This is a genomic window from Frankia sp. AgB1.9 (assembly GCF_016786355.1).
Lineage (GTDB): Bacteria > Actinomycetota > Actinomycetes > Frankiales > Frankiaceae > Pseudofrankia.
In genome coordinates this window covers 1-3,083 of record NZ_JADWYX010000247.1, presented here as the reverse complement: position 1 = coordinate 3,083, position 3,083 = coordinate 1, and the positions used below count along the sequence as shown (strand labels likewise).

The following is a 3,083-nucleotide window of genomic DNA, read 5'->3' as shown; positions in this document are numbered from 1 at the left end:
CGCGACCGCAAAGGCCTCTACGCCAAAGCCCGCCGCGGCGAACTCACCAACTTCACCGGCATCGACTCCCCCTACCAGCCGCCCGACCATGCCGAAATCCACCTTGATGCCTCCGGCTCGATCCCCGCTGTTCAAAGCGCTGAGCTCGTCGTCACCTACCTGCGTGACGCCGGGATCCTCGCCTGGCAGGACGGAGCGTGACGGGCATGGACGACCACTTCCTCGCGGCGACGCTGGCCGCCGAGGCCGGCGAGCTCCTGCTCGCCATTCGTGCGGAGGGCGGCGCCGCGGGTGACCGCAAGTCGAACGAGCTGCTCCTTGAGCGCCTGTCCCGCGCGCGTCCCGACGACGCGATCCTGTCGGAGGAGAGCGCCGACGATCCTGCCCGCGTCGGCCGGGACCGGGTGTGGATCATCGACCCTCTCGACGGCACCCGCGAGTACGGCGAGGCGTCGCGCGAGGACTGGGCCGTGCATGTGGCCCTCGCGGTCAACGGAGATCCCACCGCCGGCGCCGTCGCGCTACCCGCGGCCGGCCTCGTCCTGCACACCGGCGAACCTCCGGCCCTCGCCCCGCCGTCGACCGGCCCGGTCCGCCTCGCGGTCTCCCGCACACGCCCGCCGGCCTGCGTCGGCCAGCTCGTCACCCAGCTGAACGCCACCCTGGTGCCCATGGGCTCAGCCGGCGCCAAGGCAATGGCCGTCGTCCGTGGACAGGTCGACATCTACGCCCACTCCGGCGGCCAGTACGAATGGGACTCCTGCGCACCCGTCGCCGTAGCGGCGGCCGCCGGACTGCACGTCTCCCGGCTCGACGGCTCACCCCTGCGCTACAACCAGCCCAACCCCTACCTGCCCGACCTGCTCATCTGCCGCCCAGAACTGGCCGGCGCGACCCTGAACGCGCTGCGCGACCTGTAGCCGGTAGCCGTCCCCTCCTCGACACTTCGGGGATCTGACGTCCTCGCCTCCGCGGGACCGCTCCTCGGGGACCTCGCCCCCTCGGAGCGAACCCAGCGGCAAGGTGCGCCCGTTCCGGCGTCCCCATGATCGCTGGTTCGGCCCTCTGATGGTCGTCACCGGGTCTGTTCCGTAGCCACCAGAGGGTCTAAACAGCGATCAAGACGAATGGAGGTGCCTGGTGATCACCGCCGTGGTCGCCCGCTGTCGACGTCGCTCACGATTAAGGCAGTCGACTGGACCTTAAGTCGATTGACTGTCGCCTGTCCGGGTGGTTGCATGGCCTCCCTGTCAACGAAGTGAGGGAGCCCGTGAAACTCGACGGTTCAGTCGCGGTCGTCACCGGTGCTGGTAGCGGTATCGGACGGGCCGCGGCGCTTTCCTTCGCCCGGCGCGGCGCCCGGGTCGTGGTCAGCGACCTCGACGCTGACCGTGCCTACGCGGTGTCCGCCGAGATCGGCGACCACGCCGTGGCGATCCGGTGCGACGTCACCGAGGTCGCCGAGCTGGAGGCCGCCCGCGCGCTCGCCCTCGACCGGTTCGGGCGGATCGACCTGGTGATGAACACCGTCGGCATCCTCGCCGTCGGTGCCGTGGAGGACATCCCGCTGGAGGCCTGGCAGCGCGTCATCGACGTCAACCTGCTCGGCATCGTGCGCAGCAACCTGGTGTTCCTGCCCGCGCTGCTCGCCCAGGGATCCGGCCACATCGTCAACACGGCGTCGACCGCGGGCCTGCTGCCGTATGGCTACGACCGGCTGCCCTACACGGCGACCAAGCACGCGGTCGTCGGCCTCTCGGAGTCACTGGCCGTCTACCTGCGGCCCCAGGGCATCGGCGTGACCTGCCTGTGCCCGGCCGGCGTCGCGACGAACATCATCGAACAGGTCAGGTTCTACGGCGAGCCCAAGCCACCGCGCGGGCCGACGTTCCCGGTCGTCGACGCGGCCTCGGTCGGAGAGCTGGTCGCCGAGGCCGTCGAGGCGGGCCAGTTCCTCGTCCTCACCGCGCCAGAGGCCGCCGACGAGCTGCGCGAACGCGCCGCCGACATCGACGCCTACCTGGACCGGATCGCGACCGACTACGCCTGAACGCCCGGTCGCCACCACCGATACCCAAGCCGCTCCCGGATCGTCGCCGCCCACCAGGCGGCCGCCTGCGAGCGGGCGCGGCTGCCTGCATCTCTTTCTTCGAGGAGGCACCGTGACGCACGGCGACCTGGACGAGCCCGCTACCAGGGTTGGTTTCATCGGCCTGGGCAGCCAGGGCGGCCCGATGGCCCGGCGCATCGTGGACGGCGGCTATCCGCTGACCGTCTGGGCGCGCCGCCCGGCGTCCGTCGAGTCGTTCGCGGGTAGCGGCGCCGTCGTAGCAGCGAGCCCCGCCGAGCTGGGCGCGGCGAGCGATGTGGTGGGGATCTGCGTCGTCGCCGACGACGACGTGCGCGACGTGCTGCTGCGTGACGACGGCGTGCTGGCCGGGATGGCGCCCGGCGGCGTCGTCGCCCTGCACTCGACGATCCACCCCGCCACCTGCCGGGAGCTCGCCGAGGCGGCGGCCAGCCAGGGGGTCCGGCTGCTGGACGCGCCGGTCAGCGGCGGGGGAGGAGCAGCCGAGCGAGGCCAGCTGCTCGTCATGGTCGGCGGCGACGAGGACGACCTGGATCGGTGCCGGCCGGTCTTCGCGACCTACGCGGACCCGATCCTGCATCTGGGCCCGCTCGGCAGTGGCCAGGTCGCGAAGGCGCTGAACAACTTCCTGTTCACCACCCACGTCGGCATCGCCCTGGACCTGTTCGCCTTCGTCGACCGGCTCGGGCTGGACCGGGCCGCGGCGGCACGCGTGCTGGGCTTTGGGAGCGGTGGCAGCTTCGCCGCCGCGACCCTCGCCCGGTCCGGGTTCGACACAAGCGGGCTTCGTGGGGCCGAGCCGCTGCTGCGCAAGGACGTGGGCATCATGCTCGACGTCGCCCAGGCCGCCGGGGCCGCCGAACCCACGGCCCTCGTCGCGCTGGCTCGCCAGACCCTGGCCCTGCTGCGCGACGGCTCCGAGTAAGAAGACCAGGCCGGGGGGGGGGGGGGGGGGGGGGGCGGGGGCCGGGGGGGGGGGGGGGGGCCGGGGGGG

The 3,083-nt window shown here is 72.3% G+C and carries 4 protein-coding genes; all 4 read left to right on the top strand.

What is annotated here, in order from left to right; genetic code table 11:
* Positions 1–201, top strand: a 201-nt coding sequence (locus tag I6A60_RS40835; RefSeq protein WP_203017144.1) for an adenylyl-sulfate kinase, incomplete at its 5' end; no start/stop codon positions are given.
* Positions 202–206: 5 nt separating this feature from the next.
* On the top strand, positions 207–920 hold the full coding sequence (locus I6A60_RS40830; RefSeq protein WP_203017148.1) for a 3'(2'),5'-bisphosphate nucleotidase CysQ: 714 nt from the start codon (positions 207–209) through the stop codon (positions 918–920).
* A gap of 350 nt (positions 921–1,270) precedes the next feature.
* On the top strand, positions 1,271–2,050 hold the full coding sequence (locus I6A60_RS40825; protein ID WP_374113335.1) for an SDR family oxidoreductase: 780 nt from the start codon (positions 1,271–1,273) through the stop codon (positions 2,048–2,050).
* 112 nt (positions 2,051–2,162) lie between these two features.
* Positions 2,163–3,014, top strand: coding sequence for an NAD(P)-dependent oxidoreductase (locus I6A60_RS40820; RefSeq protein ID WP_307874129.1), 852 nt, complete (start codon positions 2,163–2,165; stop codon positions 3,012–3,014).
* The last annotated feature ends 69 nt before the right edge of the window (positions 3,015–3,083 follow it).

Excerpts from the sequence above, each read along its gene's own strand:
- I6A60_RS40830 (WP_203017148.1), top strand. The coding sequence starts at position 207 with ATGGACGACCACTTCCTCGCGGCGACGCTGGCCGCCGAGGCCGGCGAG.